The following is a 16,207-nucleotide window of genomic DNA, read 5'->3' on the forward strand; positions in this document are numbered from 1 at the left end:
GAAAAACCCCCACTGATGGAAGTTTCACTTTATAGACGGATGATGAAAAGGAAGTGTTATAATGTCAATAAGCACACCTGTTCAAATAAAAGTCCTTTCTGAAATACAACAGGAACATGATGGTGAAAAAGAGAAAATTGAGCTTTATACAGAAGGGGAATGTACGGTAAAAGGCAGCACAGTCTATTTAAGATATGAAGAGACACATGAGCTTGGTGCGGTAAAAACAACTGTGAAACTAAGGGAACAGGAAGTTACAATTATGAGAAGCGGCGCTGTTAGAATGAGGCAGAATTTTATTGAGCAGGAGCATACTTTAACTGACTATTCTACACCGTTTGGTAAAATGCAGCTTGATACGAGAACGAAATCACTTCTTATTGAAAAGGATAACGATGTGAAAGAAGGAAAAGCTGTTATTATATATGACTTGCAAATAGGCGAAAATGACAAACATTTACATACTTTAACGATTACATTTAAAAAGATAACTTAAGGAGGAGTAAGCGTGAATATCGTTGAACAAGTGAAAGAGCGTTTAAAAGAAGAAATAAAAGCGGCGGCTGTAAAGGCCGGTCTTGCAGAGGAAGCACAAATTCCAGCCATTCTGCTAGAGCTTCCGAAAGAGAAAGCACATGGGGATTACTCAACAAACCTTGCGATGCAGTTAGCAAGAGTTGCTAAAAAAGCTCCTCGTGCAATTGCTGATGAAATCGTCGCAAATTTTGATAAAGGAAAAGCATCAATTGAAAAAATTGAAATTGCTGGACCGGGATTCATTAATTTTTACATGAATAACAGCTATTTAACGGATTTAATTCCAGCAATTATTTCAGCTGGTGAAAAATACGGAGAAACAAATGTAGGGAATAATGAAAGAGTCCAAGTGGAATTCGTTTCCGCGAATCCGACTGGCGACTTGCATTTAGGCCATGCCCGTGGTGCTGCTGTCGGAGATTCTTTATGCAATGTTTTATCGAAAGCAGGCTATGATGTTTCCCGTGAATATTACATCAATGATGCAGGAAATCAAATTAATAATTTAACATTATCTGTAGAAGCGCGTTATTTCCAAGCATTAGGACATGATACACCAATGCCTGAAGATGGATATCAAGGGGAAGATATTATCGGGATCGGCAAAAAACTTGTGGAAGAGTTTGGTGATCGTTTTGCGAATGAAACGGTGGAAGAGAGACAAGCATTTTTCAGAGAATATGGTTTAAAGTATGAGCTTGATAAGCTTAAAGCAGATTTAGAAGAGTTCCGTGTTGCTTTTGATGTATGGTATTCAGAAACTTCTTTATACCATAATGGTAAAATTGATACAGCATTAGCAGCGTTAAGAGAAACAGGGCATATTTATGAAGAAGACGGCGCAACATGGTTTAACTCTACTGTTTTCGGAGATGATAAAAACCGTGTTTTAATTAAACAGGACGGCTCCTACACATATTTAACACCTGATATTGCTTACCATAAAGATAAGCTTGACCGTGGTTTTACAAAGCTGATTAATATTTGGGGTGCGGATCATCATGGCTACATTCCACGGATGAAAGCTGCGATCGAAGCACTTGGTTATGAGAAAGATACACTTGAAGTGGAAATTATTCAGCTCGTTCATCTTTATAAAGATGGTGAAAAAATGAAGATGAGTAAACGTACAGGTAAAGCTGTTACGATGAGAGATTTAATTGAAGAGGTTGGTCTTGATGCAGTGCGTTACTTCTTTGCGATGAGAAGCAGTGACACACATATGGACTTTGATTTAGATTTGGCTGTTTCAAAATCAAATGAAAACCCTGTTTACTATGCACAATATGCACATGCTAGAATTTGCAGTATGCTTCGTCAGGGAGATGAACAAGGGTTATCATATGATGCAGATTTAAAACTTGATGAAATTACATCTGAAAAAGAAATCGATCTATTGAAAAAACTTGGTGAATTCCCACAGGCAGTAACAGAAGCTGCAACAAAGAGAATTCCGCACCGAATTACAAATTATATTTTCGATCTTGCTTCTACACTACACAGTTTTTACAATGCGGAAAAAGTGCTTGATGCAGACAATACTGAAAAGAGCAGTGCTCGTCTCGGTTTAATGAAAGCAACACAAATTACGTTGAAAAATGCATTAACATTAATCGGTGTATCCTCACCTGAGAAAATGTAATAAAAAAGACAGCATTCCTAAAGCCAGGAATGCTGTTTCTTTTCCTATAAAAAATAAGATATCATACTGGCTAGTAATTCCTTGCCCCGTTCACTAATCGGTCTCTTCTTTAAAAATTCATATGTTAATTTTTCAGAGCGTGTAAAATCCTCATAAACCGATTCTTTCACCCTTTGGATAAAATCCACATCATAAATAAGACAATTCATCTCATCATTAATATAAAAACTGCGCTTATCAAAATTGGCTGTACCGATATCACAAGTATTATCGTCTACAACAAATACTTTTGAATGATAGAACCCATGGTAGAATCGGTAAATTTCACACCCGGCCAGAATAAGCGGCCCATAATAAGGGAAAGAAGCTTCTCTTACAAGTGGGTGATCTGCCTTCATAGGTACCAAAACCTTCACATTTACTCCACGTTTTGCAGCTTTTATTAATTCTTGTTGAATTTTTTTACCCGGAATAAAATATGGTGTACAAATGAGTATTTCTTTTTTTGCAGATTGGATTAAAGAAATGAAATATTTCTTTAAGAAACTGCCATTGGTTGAAAGAAATCTCTGCTCTAATTTACCCGGAAGTAGTTTAGGGAAATAAGTTTGATTACTTGTTAAATCTTCAGAGGTCGCTTTAAACCAGTCTTTAGAAAATTGCTGTTGGAGGTCTGTAACACCTTCATTAGTAAGGCGTAAATGGTAATCCCGCCAGAAGCCTAATTTTGGATCATGTCCTAAATATTCTTTGCCAATATTAAACCCGCCTAAAAAGCCGATCTCGCCATCAATCACTGTTATTTTTCGGTGATTTCTTGCCTGCAAAGTGTAAAAATAAAAAGGCCATTTCGGTTTATTTGCATAGGCGAAATGTACACCTTTTCGCTTTAATAACGATATCTCCTTGTCAGTAAATTCTTTGCCGCCAATATAATCAAGCAGAAGTCGCACTTCAACACCTTGTTTTGCTTTCTCACCTAGCAGCGTCAGAAATTCATGACTTATTTCATCATTTTTCACAATGTAAAACAAAATATGAACGGATTGTTTACTCTGTTTAATTGCCCGAAAAAGTTCATTATAAAAGCTGTGCCCATCTATATAAAATTCTAAATTACTTCTCCGCATCGGATAAAATTGATAACGTTCTTGCTGAAGATGCTTCTTCCTTCCAGCTTTATAATCAATTGTTAGCCAAACGATAATTGCTGCGAAGAAAAAACAAATAATTGCTACAGTAATCAAATAAACTCCTCCTGACAGAGTTTGTTAACGAGCCTTACATTATTTTTCTCGTATACGGTCATTTTTATGTGTTTAAAAATATCGGATGAGTGGGGGAAAGAGCTGATGAATATGCTGTTAACTGTTAATTTTATCGCATTTGCTGTTGTCACAATTTATGCTGTCTATTTATTTATCTACTTACTTCGGACGAGAGCTGCATATATTGCACTCGGAGAAAAAGTAGAATTTGATAAAAAAATAAAACAAAGACTTCAAAAAGTATGGGTAAATGTGTTCGGACAGAAAAAGCTTCTTAAGGATAGAAAAAGCGGGATCATTCATATTATGTTTTTTTACGGTTTTCTCCTCGTTCAATTTGGAGCAATAGATTTTATTATGAAAGGATTAAAGCCTGGTACTGTATTGCCTTTAGGCCCATTCTACTCATCATTTACATTTTTTCAGGAAGTTATTACATTTATTATTTTAGTCGCAGTAGTCCTGGCCTTCCACCGTCGTTACATCGAAAAACTCGTTCGTCTTAAGCGGGGATTTAAATCTGGGTTCGTCCTTCTTTTCATCGGTGGACTGATGCTTACTGTACTGCTTGGAAATGGAATGAATATTATTTGGCAAGACGAAGCACTGTCATGGACAGAACCTATTGCTTCAGCAATTGCATTTCTATTTGGCTTTATAAATAAAACTGCTGCGATCTCTATTTTCTATATTGCCTGGTGGCTTCACCTAATCCTTTTACTTGCCTTCTTAGTTTATATCCCGCAATCAAAGCATGCTCATTTAATAGCTGTACCAATAAATGTTTTCTTAAGCCGAAACTCAAATAAATTAGAAAAAATTAATTTTGAAGATGAAACGAAAGAGGAATTCGGAGTTGGAAAAGTGGAAGATTTTAAGCAGACACAGCTGATTGATCTGTATGCATGTGTAGAATGTGGCCGCTGCACAAGTATGTGTCCGGCAACGGGTACTGGCAAACTGCTTTCTCCGATGGATTTAATTTTAAAGCTCCGTGACCATCTAACGAATAAAGGAGCCGCAATAACATCGAAACAGCCATGGGTGCCGGCAGTTGCTTTTCAACGGAGCGAAGGAAATCAACTTGCTAAGGAAGCTTCCGGCTATGACCCCAGCTTAATTGGGGATGTGATTACAGAAGAGGAGCTGTGGGCCTGTACTACATGCCGTAATTGTGAAGATCAATGTCCTGTGATGAATGAGCATGTCGATAAAATTATTGATATGCGCCGTTATCTCGTCTTAACAGAAGGAAAAGTCGAGCCAGATGCACAACGGGCAATGATGAATATTGAACGCCAGGGAAATCCTTGGGGATTAAATAGAAAAGACCGAGCAATGTGGCGTGATCAGATCGATGATATTTCTATTCCAACTGTGAAGGAAATGAAGAAAGATGGAAGTGAATTTGAATATTTATTCTGGGTCGGTTCAATGGGTTCCTATGATAGCCGAAGTCAGAAAATAGCTGCCTCCTTTGCAAGGCTGCTTCATAAGGCTGGAGTTACATTTGCAATTTTAGGCAATAAGGAAAAAAATTCAGGAGATACGCCGCGCCGTTTAGGAAATGAATTTTTATTTCAGGAGCTTGCTGTAAGCAATATTGAGGAATTTACAAAAAACAATATAAAGAAAATCGTCACAATAGATCCTCATGCCTATAACAGCTTTAAAAATGAATATCCGGATTTCGGCTTGGAAATAGAAGTATTTCATCATACAGAATTGCTCGCAAAGCTTGTGAAAGAAGGCAGACTAAAACCAATTTATAAAGTAGATGAGATAGTTACTTTCCATGATTCCTGCTATTTAGGCAGGTATAACGAAGTGTATGAGGCGCCAAGGGAAATTTTGCAGTCTATTCCGGGTGTAAAGCTTATTGAAATGGAGAGAAATCGTGAAAATGGAATGTGCTGCGGTGCCGGGGGAGGCCTTATGTGGATGGAAGAAAAGAAAGGAAGCAGGATGAATGTCGTCAGAACGGAACAGGCACTTTCTGTAAATCCTTCCGTCATCAGTTCAGGCTGTCCTTATTGCTTAACGATGCTTAGCGATGGTACGAAGGCGAAAGAAGTTGAAGAGGAAGTCGGGACTTATGATGTTGCAGAAATGTTAGAAAAATCAGTCTTCGGCCCAAACGTCATGACTAGTGAAATTTCATCATAAAAATAGAAGGAAAGGAAAAACAGGGGGGAGAGATAAAAAGATGACTAAAACTGTCATTTTAAGCGGAGCCCGTACACCTTTTGGAAAATTAGGAGGAATCTTATCTGCTTTAACAGTTGCTGAGCTTGGCGGTATTGCCGTAAAGGAAGCAGTCAAAAGGGCGAATATCAATAGTGCTGACATAGGAGAAATTATTTTAGGAAATGTCATTCAAGGTGGGCAAGGACAGATTCCATCAAGGCAGGCGGCAAGAAATGCAGAAATTCCATGGCATGTAAAAACGGAAACTATTAATAAGGTATGTGCTTCTGGATTGAGAAGTATTACATTAGCTGATCAAATTATCCGCTCTGGTGACGAAGAAGTGATCGTTGCAGGAGGGATGGAATCGATGAGTCAGGCGCCATATATTTTACCTAATGCCAGATTTGGGATGAAGATGGGTAATAGCGTTGTGAAAGATTCCCTGCTTTCAGATGGACTTACATGCAGCTTTACAGGAGTGCATATGGGGACTTACGGAAATGAAACAGCAAAACAATTAATTATTTCCCGGGAAGAACAGGACTTATGGGCTTATAGAAGTCATGAGCGGGCAAATAAAGCAATCGAAGAAAATAAATTCAGAGAAGAAATTGTTCCTGTCTCTATTTTAAATAAAAAGGGAGAAGTGACCGTTATTTCGAATGATGAAGGCCCACGCAAAGATACCTCTTTAGAAAAATTAGCAACGCTGAAGCCGGTTTTTAATCAAGATGGAACGATAACTGCTGGAAATGCACCAGGTGTAAACGATGGGGCAGCAGCACTCGTTTTAATGAGCGAGGCACGAGCAATATTGGAACATAAAAAGCCACTAGCAACAATTATTGGTCATGCAGAGATTTCTGTTGAAGCGAAGGATTTTCCGAAAACACCTGGTCTTGTTATAAATGAACTTTTAAGAAAGACGGGGAAAACTGCTGACGACATCGATTTATTCGAAATCAATGAGGCATTTGCCGCAGTTGCTTTAGCGAGTATAAAACTGGCTTGTTTAAATGAAGAAAAAGTCAATGTAAACGGGGGTGCTGTTGCACTAGGGCATCCAATCGGGGCAAGTGGAACGAGGATCCTTCTTACATTGATTTATGAATTAAAGAGACGCGGCGGAGGTATCGGCATAGCTGCTATTTGCAGTGGCGGCGGGCAAGGTGATGCAGTCATGGTCCAAGTTCATTAATTTTTAAGGGAGGGATGAAGTTTTGGAAGTGAATAAAATAATGGTGATCGGTGCAGGACAGATGGGGGCAGGGATTGCCCAGGTTTTTGCTGAAGCCGAATTTGACGTTATCTTATATGATTTAGAGGAAGGAATAGTGAAGAAAGGCTTAAATAAAATAGCGAGCAGTCTTCATAGACAAGTCGAGAAAGGGGAAATGACCGGAGTAAGAAGGGAAGAGGTCATAAAAAATATCTCGCCATCCACCCTTTTACAATCGGCAAAAAATGCTGACCTCATTATAGAAGCAGTAATAGAAAATATGGCAGTAAAGTTAAAGATTTTCGAAGAACTTGATAAAACTGCACCTGAGCATGCGATTTTAGCTTCAAATACTTCCTCACTATCCATCACAGAAATTGCATCTGCAACAAATCGCCCTGAAAAAGTAATCGGCATGCATTTTATGAATCCAGTACCAGTAATGAAGCTCGTTGAAATTATTAGAGGATTGGAAACCGAAGATATGGTCTACGAAGTAATTGAAGAGCTAACGAAAAAATTAAATAAGGTTCCAGTGGAAGTGAATGACTATCCTGGTTTTGTTTCCAATCGGATTTTAATGCCGATGATTAATGAAGCAATTTACACATTATCTGAAGGGGTAGCAAAGAAGGAAGCAATTGATGAAGTAATGAAGCTCGGTATGAATCATCCAATGGGACCGCTTACATTAGCTGATTTTATCGGATTGGATACATGCCTTTATATTATGGAAACACTCCACAGCGGATTCGGTGATGATAAATATCGCCCATGTCCACTTTTAAGAAAGTATGTAAAGGCAGGCAGGCTCGGCAGGAAAAGCGGAAGAGGCTTTTACACATATACTTAATCGCTGATTTTTGTTGAATAATTGATATCTTGTATTTATAGAAAAGAGGTGAATAGATGGATTTTCATTTTACGGAACAACAGCAAATAATTCGTCAAATGGTCCGGGGTTTTGCTGAGAAGGAGGTTGCTCCATTTGTTGAAAGAATGGAAAATGGAGAATTTCCTAAAGAAATAATAAAAAAAATGGGTTTGCTCGGTTTGATGGGAATTCCGATCTCAGAAAAATATGGTGGAGCAGGCTTAGATTTTATTTCCTATATTATCGCCATTCATGAAATTTCAAAAGTCAGTCCGGCACTCGGCGTTATTTTATCCGTTCACACATCTGTCGGCACAAATCCGATTTACAACTTCGGTACAGAACAACAAAGGCAGAAATATGTACCGAAGCTGGCGGCGGGTGAGTATTTAGGGGCATTTTGTTTAACAGAGCCTGGGTCCGGTTCCGATGCCGGCAGCTTAAAAATGCGAGCTGTAAAAAAAGATGATCATTATATATTAAATGGTTCAAAAGTATTTATAACGAATGGGTGTGAAGCGGACACATATATCGTATTTGCTTCTACAAATCCAGAACGTAAAAGTAACGGGATCTCTGCATTCATCGTTGAAAAAAACACAAAAGGGCTGGTCATAGGAAAAAACGAACGAAAAATGGGGCTGAACGGTTCAAAAACAGTGCAGCTCATATTCGAAAATGTAGAAGTTCCAGTTGAAAACTTACTTGGCAAAGAGAATAAGGGCTTTTCAATTGCCTTAGCAAACTTAGATGCCGGCAGAATCGGGATTGCTGCTCAGTCATTAGGCATTGCAGAATCAGCATTGCAATATGCAATCACATATACGAAAGAGCGTAAACAATTCGGGAAAATAATTGCCGCCTATCAAGGCATCGGTTTTAAACTTGCCGATATGGCGACACAAGTAGAGGCTGCTGCATTATTAACATATCAGGCTGCTTTTTTAAAAGAAAAAAATAATTCATGTACGAAAGAAGCAGCGATGGCAAAACTATTTGCTTCAAGAGCGGCGATGGAAGTGACGACGGAGGCAATACAAATATATGGGGGCTATGGCTATACGAAAGATTATCCAGTGGAGCGTATGTTTAGAGATGCAAAAGTATGTGAGATTTACGAAGGGACGAGTGAAATTCAAAAAATAGTGATTAATAAACATTTAACTAAGGGGATGTGAGGCGTATGAATTTCTCGCTGTCTGATGAACATGAAATGCTTCGGAAAATGGTTCGTGATTTTGCAGAAAATGAAGTTGCACCAACTGCTGCTGTTCGTGATGATGAAGAACGCTTTGATAGAAGTATTTTTAATAAGATGGCTGAACTCGGACTGACAGGTATTCCTTGGCCTGAAAAATATGGCGGCATCGGTTTTGATTATTTAGCTTATGTTATTGCCGTTGAGGAACTTTCGAAAGTATGTGCTTCGACAGGTGTTACATTGTCTGCTCATACATCATTGGCATGCTGGCCAATATATAGATTTGGTACAGAGGAGCAGAAGGAGAAGTATTTAAAACCGATGGCACTAGGGGAAAAGGTCGGTGCTTACTGTTTAACAGAGTCAGGGTCGGGCTCTGATGCCGGCGGTATGAGAATGACAGCGAGTGTAGAAAATGATCATTATATTTTGAACGGTACGAAAATTTTTATAACAAATGGCGGAGTAGCTGAAGTTTATATTGTTTTTGCTTTAACAAAGGAAAAGGAAGTAAGCGCCTTCATAATTGAAGATAATTTCCCAGGGTTTTCAGCAGGAAAAAAAGAAAGAAAATTAGGAATTCGTTCCTCACCGACAACGGAAATTATACTCGAGAACTGTATCGTTCCGAAAGAAAATATGTTAGGGAGCGCAGGAGATGGCTTTAAAATTGCGATGATGACACTTGATGGTGGCAGAAACGGAATTGCGGCACAAGCTGTTGGGATTGCTCAAGGGGCACTGGACGCGGCTATTTCGTATGCAAAGGAACGTAAGCAGTTTGGTAAACCAATTGCTGCTCACCAAGGAATCGGATTTAAGCTTGCTGATATGGCAACGGATATAGAAGCAGCGAGACTGCTTACTTATAAGGCAGCATGGAAAGAATCAAATAATCTTCCTTACGGAAAAGAATCAGCAATGGCGAAGCTCTTTGCTGGTGATACAGCGATGAAGGTAACGACGGAGGCTGTTCAAGTATTTGGAGGATATGGATATACGAAAGATTATCCGGTTGAAAGATATATGAGGGATGCAAAAATAACACAAATTTACGAGGGGACACAGGAAATCCAGAGGCTTGTTATTTCAAGAATGCTGACAAAATAAAGAGGTGAATGAAAATGGCGGGTAATGCGTATAAACCTTTACATGCAGTGCGTTTCATTACAGCCTCAAGCTTATTTGATGGACATGACGCGTCTATTAATATTATGCGTCGAATATTACAGATGAGCGGGGTAGAAGTGATTCACTTAGGTCATAATCGTTCGGTCGAGGAAATTGTTCAAGCGGCGATTCAAGAGGATGTGCAAGGAATTGCAATTTCTTCTTATCAAGGGGGACATGTAGAATTTTTTAAATATATGTACGATATGTTAAAAGAAAAAGGAGCAGGCGATATACGTCTATTTGGCGGAGGGGGAGGAGTTATTATCCCGCGTGAAATAAAAGAGCTGCATGAATACGGCATTACGAAAATTTTCTCTCCCGAAGATGGTAGGAAACTTGGTCTTCAAGGAATGATTAATACGATGATTAAGCGATGTGATTTTCCGACTGTAAGTAACATGGAAGAGAATGCATTACAGAGTGATAATATTTCCCATGTTGCAAAACTTATTACATTGGCAGAATCCCGGATTGAAGAAGATTCTAAAATGCAATCGATTTTCGGTAAAATCTCTCGTCAGGTGAAACAAGCAGAAATAAAAGTGCCGGTTATCGGTATTACCGGCACAGGCGGTGCAGGGAAAAGTTCATTGACAGATGAGCTTGTTCGACGTTTTCTGAATAATATTCCGGAAATAAAAATTGCTATTTTATCAGTTGATCCGACAAAGCAGAAAACCGGTGGAGCATTGCTGGGGGACAGGATCAGGATGAATGCTATCTTTTCGTCGAGAGTGTACATGAGAAGCTTAGCGACACGAAAGTCAAGGTCTGAACTTTCCCTCGCAATAAAAGATTCCATCAATATCGTAAAATATGCTGGATATGATCTTGTTATCGTTGAAACGAGCGGCATCGGTCAAGGAGATGCAGAAATTACGAGTATATGTGATCTGTCACTATATGTGATGACGAGTGAATTCGGTGCACCATCACAGTTAGAAAAAATTGACATGATCGATTATGCGGATTTTATCGTTATTAATAAATTTGAAAGAAAAGGTTCAAAAGATGCAAAACGTCAAGTCCAAAAACAGTATCAGCGCAGCCATATGCTTTTCCATAAAGAACTCGATGAAATGCCGGTTTACGGAACAGTTGCCAGTCAATTTAATGATGAAGGAACGAATATACTTTTCGAAGCATTAATAGAAAAATTAAACTTACTACTGAATAAAAATTGGCAGTTAAGCTTGCCTGCTGAAAATATGAATAAAAAGCAAATATCTATTATTCCGCCGGAGAAAAGCTATTATCTAAGAGAAATAAGTGAAACAGTAAGAGATTATCATAGACATACTCATGAGCAGGCAGAGCTAGCATCAAAAGTGTATCAGCTTAAAGGCGCGATTGAAACGCTTGAGGAGAACAGTGAAGACGAGGATACTGTCTATTCATTACAGGCTTTGCAAAAAAGCTTAGAGGAAAAACTTACTCCTGAATCAAAGCGATTATTAAAATCCTGGAAAGATACAAAAGAAAAGTATCAGAAGGATGAGTTCATAACAAAAGTCCGGGGTAAAGAAATGATTACTAAATTGAAAACTGTCTCTCTTTCAGGTCTTTCGATTCCGAAAGTATGTGTGCCGAAATATAAAGATGATGGTGATATTTTAACATGGCTTTATAAAGAAAATGTGCCTGGCTCTTATCCTTATACCGCAGGTGTTTTTCCATTTAAAAGAGAAGGAGAAGACCCGAAGCGTCAATTTGCCGGTGAAGGCACACCTGAAAGGACGAACCGTCGCTTTCACTATTTATCAAAGAGCGATGATGCAAAAAGGCTGAGCACTGCTTTTGATTCAGTAACATTATATGGTGAAAATCCCGATCACCGTCCGGATATTTATGGAAAGGTCGGTGAGAGTGGTGTAAGTATTTGCACGATCGAAGATATGAAAAAGCTGTATAAAGGTTTTGATCTTTGTTCGCCGTCTACATCTGTTTCGATGACGATAAATGGCCCGGCACCGATTATCCTTGCTATGTTTTTGAATACAGTAATTGACCAGCAGGCCGAATTAAAGAAACAGGAACTGGGGCGTGAACTTACTGTAACAGAATGCGAAGAAGTAAAAGCTTACAGTTTGCAAACCGTACGAGGTACAGTACAAGCTGATATTTTAAAGGAAGATCAGGGACAGAATACTTGTATTTTCTCAACTGAGTTCGCACTTCGCTTGATGGGGGATATTCAGCAGTACTTTATTGAGAAGAAAGTAAGAAACTACTATTCTGTTTCTATTTCGGGCTATCATATCGCTGAAGCCGGGGCAAACCCGATTACACAATTAGCATTTACGCTTGCAAATGGATTTACTTATGTGGAATATTATTTAAGCAGAGGGATGAACATTGATGATTTCGCCCCGAATTTATCCTTTTTCTTCAGCAATGGCCTTGACCCTGAATACACGGTGATTGGGCGTGTCGCAAGAAGAATCTGGGCGGTTGTCATGAAGGAAAGATACGGAGCAAATGAAAGAAGCAGAAAGCTGAAATATCATGTTCAAACATCTGGAAGATCACTCCATGCACAGGAAATTGATTTCAATGATATTAGAACGACATTACAGGCATTGATGGCACTCCATGATAATTGTAATTCTCTTCATACAAATGCTTATGATGAAGCAATTACAACACCGACGGAGGAATCGGTCAGACGGGCGATGGCTATACAAATGATCATAACGAAAGAACATGGCTTAACGAAAAATGAAAATCCGCTGCAAGGCTCCTTTATTATTGAGGAATTAACAGATTTAGTGGAAGAAGCTGTATTAAAGGAATTTGATGCATTGAACGAGCGCGGCGGAGTGCTTGGTGCCATGGAGATGCAGTATCAAAGAGGAAAAATCCAAGATGAATCATTGTATTATGAAATGAAAAAACATAATGGAGAGCTTCCGATCATTGGGGTTAACACATATTTAAATCCAAATCCGCCATCTGAGGAACAATTAAACAACCTCGAATTAGCAAGGTCAACAAAGGAAGAAAAGAAGCTGCAAATTAATAATCTTAAAAATTTTCATGAAAAAAATAAGAAGGAAAGCCCCTTGGCACTGGAGAAATTAAAACAAACGGCTATTCAGCAAGGCAATTTATTTAATGAGTTGATGGAGACAGTAAAAGTAGCGAGTCTTGGTCAAATTACAAAAGCTTTATATGAAGTAGGTGGACAATATCGCCGTAATATGTGAGATGTGATTATTTTTTCATTGTAATCAAATGTAATGGTAGCATAAACTGCTAGAATTTGTTTATAATGTATGGTATGATTTGCAGACTTATTCGTTATTTTAGTAATAAATGAGAATAAGGTATAATCAAAAAGCATTGTTGCAAGCATAGAAGAATAACTGGGCAAATGATTATTTTCTTCTTGCCCGGATTTGATACATAAATGAATGACCTAGAAAGGGAGTGCAGACTTTGAGTTTAACGAAATTCTCAAAGGAACAATTAAAAGAGATGGCAATGGCTGAAGTTGCCTATGAATTATTAGTAGAAAAAAGGCAACCGATTGTTTTTAAAGATTTAGTTGCTGAAGTTGCGTCATTACTAGAGTTATCTGAAAAACAAGTTGCAGCTAAAATTTCTCAATTTTATACAGATTTAAACATAGATGGCCGCTATATTTGTTTGGGAGAGAACACTTGGGGCTTAAGAAGCTGGTATCCTTATGAGCAAATTGAGGAAGAAGTTACACCAGTTGTAAAAACGAAGAAGAAAAAAGCGAAAAAAGTGGAAGAAGATCTTGAATTGGAAGACTTTGATGAGATTGAAGAAGAGCTTGAGTATGACGAAGAAGACTTTGACGAGCCGGATGCTGATGAGTTTGATGACGATGAAGATCTTGATGACGATGAAGAATTTGAAGATGAAGAAGAGCTGTTAGATGATGAAGAATTTGAGCTTGAAGAAGATGACGAAGATTTTGACGATGAGGAAGATGAAGAAGACAAATAAATCGTCTTGACTTTGAACGAGCAAGTAGGTAGAATCTAATTTGGGCTCTTAAAAAGGCATTTATTCTTATATAAATTAATGCTCCCTTTCAACGCTGTTTGAAAGGGAGCTTCTTCTTTTTAAAACTGGAGAAGTATGGATTTTTTTATATTTCCTTTTCCAGGTTATCCATTAATTAAAGCGGGAAGTATTGTTAAATAGATACTCCTGGCTTTTCTTTTTAGTTCCTCAAATTGTTTTTCATATTTTAGAGCAGTATAACTGATATAGATTATAAAGAGGGGGAAAAAATAATGACAAAATATATTTTCGTAACAGGCGGGGTTGTGTCCTCATTAGGAAAAGGGATAACGGCAGCTTCTCTTGGAAGGCTATTAAAAAATCGCGGTATGAGTGTAACGATTCAAAAATTTGACCCGTATATTAACGTGGACCCAGGAACAATGAGTCCTTACCAGCATGGTGAAGTATATGTAACTGGTGATGGTGCAGAAACAGATTTGGACTTAGGTCATTATGAGCGTTTTATCGATATAAATTTAACGAAATTCAATAATGTGACGACTGGGAAAATCTATTCAACAGTACTGAAAAAAGAGCGTCGCGGAGACTATCTTGGCGGAACAGTACAAGTTATTCCACATATTACGAACGAAATTAAAGAACGTGTATTCCGTGCAGGAAAAGAGACAAAAGCAGATGTTGTTATTACAGAAATTGGCGGAACAGTAGGAGATATTGAATCCCTTCCTTTCTTAGAAGCAATCCGTCAAATTAAGAGCGATATCGGCCGTGATAATGTTATGTATATCCACTGTACACTTGTTCCATTTATTAAAGCAGCCGGCGAAATGAAAACAAAGCCGACACAGCATAGTGTAAAAGAATTACGCAGCTTAGGTATTCAGCCTAATGTTATTGTTGTTCGTACGGAATTACCAATGCCTCAGGATATGAAAGATAAAATCGCTGTATTCTGTGATGTTGATAAAAATGCAGTTATTGAATGTAGAGATGCAGAAACACTTTATTCAATCCCGCTTGCATTACAAGAACAAAATTTAGATTCAATTGTTTGTGAGCACTTAAAATTAGACTGCCGTGAAGCAGATATGGGCGAATGGAAAGAGCTTGTAAATAAAGTGACAAATTTATCAAAGACAGCAAAAATTGCACTTGTAGGGAAATATGTTGAGCTTCAAGATGCTTATATTTCAGTCGTTGAAGCATTAAGACATGCAGGATATGCACATGATGCTGATATTGAAATAGATTGGGTTAATGCAGAAGAAGTAACAGAAGAGAATGTAGCGCAATTATTATCAGGAGCAGATGGTATCCTCGTTCCAGGAGGATTCGGAGACCGTGGAGTAGAAGGTAAAATTGCTGCAACGAAATATGCTCGTGAAAATAAAGTTCCATTCTTCGGAATCTGTTTAGGGATGCAAGTAGCTTCTATTGAATTTGCGCGCCATGTTTTAGGACTAAAAGATGCAAATTCATCTGAAATTGATCCAGATACAGCGAATCCGGTTATTGACCTTCTTCCGGAACAAAAAGATGTGGAAGACTTAGGTGGTACATTACGATTAGGATTATATCCTTGTAAGCTTGAAGAGGATTCTCTTGCTATGGAAGCTTATGCAGATGAAGTTGTATATGAGCGCCATCGTCACCGCTATGAATTTAACAATGACTACCGTACGGCTATGGAAGAAGCAGGCTTCGTATTTTCAGGTACAAGCCCAGACGGCAGACTTGTGGAAATCGTTGAAGTAAAGAACCACCCTTGGTTTGTTGCATCACAGTTCCATCCTGAATTCACATCAAGACCGACAAGACCACAGCCGCTTTTCCGTGATTTCGTAGGTGCTTCATTAAAAGTATCGGAAAAAATATAATATCTCTCTACTGTGAATAGAAAAGAGAATTGTTTACTCAATCTAAATTTAGTTGAGTGAACAAAAAGAAGCTGATTTCAAAATCAGCTTCTTTTTTATTATATATAATTTAATTTAGTAAAAAAACTTGCGATACATTAGATATTTATGAAACAGTTATGAGAGATTGATTTCTACTATATAGAAGATTATTGATAAGGTGAAACTTCTATCAGTGGGGGTTTTCC

11 protein-coding genes are annotated in these 16,207 nt (G+C 38.2%); 10 read left to right on the plus strand and 1 reads right to left on the minus strand.

The genetic code is table 11. The features are described 5' to 3' along the window. The first annotated feature begins 61 nt into the window (after positions 1-61). Both BFA01S_RS16540 and argS read left to right on the plus strand, forming a co-directional pair. A complete protein-coding gene (locus BFA01S_RS16540; protein WP_066233141.1) occupies positions 62-496 on the plus strand; it encodes a YwiB family protein in 435 nt (144 codons plus the stop codon). A gap of 12 nt (positions 497-508) precedes the next feature. Further along, complete coding sequence (gene argS, locus BFA01S_RS16545; RefSeq protein WP_066233144.1) at positions 509-2,179, plus strand: arginine--tRNA ligase; 1,671 nt, start codon at positions 509-511, stop codon at positions 2,177-2,179. A gap of 44 nt (positions 2,180-2,223) precedes the next feature. Here argS and cls read toward each other — a convergent pair whose 3' ends face one another. Beyond that, entirely contained in the window at positions 2,224-3,426 is a 1,203-nt protein-coding gene (gene cls / locus BFA01S_RS16550) for a cardiolipin synthase (RefSeq protein WP_235843051.1), read from the minus strand. Positions 3,427-3,531: 105 nt separating this feature from the next. Here cls and BFA01S_RS16555 point away from each other — a divergent pair, with 105 nt between their 5' ends. From BFA01S_RS16555 to pyrG, 8 genes are all read left to right on the plus strand, one after another. Beyond that, entirely contained in the window at positions 3,532-5,613 is a 2,082-nt protein-coding gene (locus BFA01S_RS16555; RefSeq protein ID WP_066233150.1) for a (Fe-S)-binding protein, read from the plus strand. Positions 5,614-5,653: 40 nt separating this feature from the next. Continuing rightward, positions 5,654-6,835, plus strand: a complete 1,182-nt coding sequence (locus BFA01S_RS16560) for an acetyl-CoA C-acetyltransferase (RefSeq protein WP_066233153.1) — start codon at positions 5,654-5,656, stop codon at positions 6,833-6,835. Between the two features lie 22 nt (positions 6,836-6,857). Continuing rightward, positions 6,858-7,709 (plus strand): 3-hydroxybutyryl-CoA dehydrogenase, encoded by an 852-nt coding sequence (locus tag BFA01S_RS16565; RefSeq protein ID WP_066233156.1) that lies wholly within the window; start codon positions 6,858-6,860, stop codon positions 7,707-7,709. Positions 7,710-7,765: 56 nt separating this feature from the next. Continuing rightward, a complete protein-coding gene (locus BFA01S_RS16570) occupies positions 7,766-8,908 on the plus strand; it encodes an acyl-CoA dehydrogenase (protein ID WP_066233158.1) in 1,143 nt (380 codons plus the stop codon). Between the two features lie 5 nt (positions 8,909-8,913). After that, a complete protein-coding gene (locus tag BFA01S_RS16575; RefSeq protein ID WP_066233161.1) occupies positions 8,914-10,041 on the plus strand; it encodes an acyl-CoA dehydrogenase in 1,128 nt (375 codons plus the stop codon). Positions 10,042-10,055: 14 nt separating this feature from the next. Further along, complete coding sequence (icmF, locus tag BFA01S_RS16580; RefSeq protein WP_066233165.1) at positions 10,056-13,310, plus strand: fused isobutyryl-CoA mutase/GTPase IcmF; 3,255 nt, start codon at positions 10,056-10,058, stop codon at positions 13,308-13,310. Positions 13,311-13,542: 232 nt separating this feature from the next. Then, positions 13,543-14,079: a DNA-directed RNA polymerase subunit delta gene (gene rpoE, locus BFA01S_RS16585; RefSeq protein ID WP_066233169.1), complete on the plus strand. Its 537-nt coding sequence runs from the start codon at positions 13,543-13,545 to the stop codon at positions 14,077-14,079. A gap of 293 nt (positions 14,080-14,372) precedes the next feature. Then, complete coding sequence (pyrG, locus tag BFA01S_RS16590) at positions 14,373-15,980, plus strand: CTP synthase (protein WP_066233172.1); 1,608 nt, start codon at positions 14,373-14,375, stop codon at positions 15,978-15,980. Positions 15,981-16,207: the final 227 nt, after the last annotated feature.

The sequence above is a fragment of the Metabacillus fastidiosus NBRC 101226 genome (assembly GCF_001591625.1).
GTDB classification, from domain to species: domain Bacteria; phylum Bacillota; class Bacilli; order Bacillales; family Bacillaceae; genus Metabacillus; species Metabacillus fastidiosus.

Bases quoted from the DNA above. Each gene is read 5' to 3' on its own strand.
- pyrG (WP_066233172.1), top strand. From the start codon at position 14,373: ATGACAAAATATATTTTCGTAACAGGCGGGGTTGTGTCCTCATTAGGA.
- BFA01S_RS16540 (WP_066233141.1), top strand. From the start codon at position 62: ATGTCAATAAGCACACCTGTTCAAATAAAAGTCCTTTCTGAAATACAA.
- BFA01S_RS16555 (WP_066233150.1), top strand. From the start codon at position 3,532: ATGAATATGCTGTTAACTGTTAATTTTATCGCATTTGCTGTTGTCACA.
- icmF (WP_066233165.1), top strand. From the start codon at position 10,056: ATGGCGGGTAATGCGTATAAACCTTTACATGCAGTGCGTTTCATTACA.
- BFA01S_RS16560 (WP_066233153.1), top strand. From the start codon at position 5,654: ATGACTAAAACTGTCATTTTAAGCGGAGCCCGTACACCTTTTGGAAAA.
- BFA01S_RS16575 (WP_066233161.1), top strand. From the start codon at position 8,914: ATGAATTTCTCGCTGTCTGATGAACATGAAATGCTTCGGAAAATGGTT.
- BFA01S_RS16570 (WP_066233158.1), top strand. From the start codon at position 7,766: ATGGATTTTCATTTTACGGAACAACAGCAAATAATTCGTCAAATGGTC.